Annotated in this window: 1 protein-coding gene; it reads left to right on the forward strand. The window is 62.3% G+C overall.

The window, feature by feature from the left end:
• A partial coding sequence (locus AF337_RS25445; protein WP_244471312.1) for an aminotransferase class I/II-fold pyridoxal phosphate-dependent enzyme occupies nucleotides 1-779 on the forward strand: 779 nt, incomplete at both ends.

Raw genomic sequence — 779 nt, forward strand, 5'->3', positions numbered from 1 at the left:
CGTTTGCCGCCTTATGTTTTCGAACAGGTCAACCGTTTGAAAGCAAGCGCGCGAGCGGGCGGCGCCGATATCATCGATCTCGGCATGGGAAACCCCGACCTTCCCACTCCCCAGTCGATCGTCGATAAGCTGTGCGAGGTCGTCCAGGATCCGCGCACCCACCGTTATTCCTCCTCCAAGGGCATTCCGGGGCTGCGCCGCGCCCAGGCCGCCTATTATGCCCGCCGTTTCGGCGTCAAGCTCAACCCGGATACCCAGGTGGTCGCCACCTTGGGCTCCAAGGAAGGCTTTGCCAACATGGCGCAGGCAATCACCGCGCCCGGCGACGTCATCCTCTGCCCGAACCCGACCTATCCGATCCACGCCTTCGGTTTCCTGATGGCGGGCGGCGTGATCCGCTCGATGTCGGTGGAGCCGGACGAAAGCTTTTTCCCGCCGCTTGAGCGGGCGGTCCGGCATTCGATCCCGAAGCCCCTGGCGCTGATCCTCAATTACCCCTCGAACCCGACGGCCCTTGTCGCGACGCTCGATTTCTACAAGGACGTAATTGCCTTCGCCAAGAAGCACGACATCATCGTGCTTTCCGACCTTGCCTATTCGGAAATCTATTTCGACGGCGCCCCGCCGCCGTCGGTTCTCGAAGTGCCAGGCGCAATCGACGTGACGGTCGAATTCACCTCGATGTCGAAGACCTTCTCCATGCCCGGCTGGCGCATGGGTTTTGCCGTCGGCAACGAGCGGCTGATCGCGGCGCTCACCCGCGTCAAGTCCTATCTCGA

Source organism: Rhizobium ecuadorense, assembly GCF_001187535.1.
Taxonomy (GTDB): Bacteria; Pseudomonadota; Alphaproteobacteria; order Rhizobiales; family Rhizobiaceae; genus Rhizobium; species Rhizobium ecuadorense.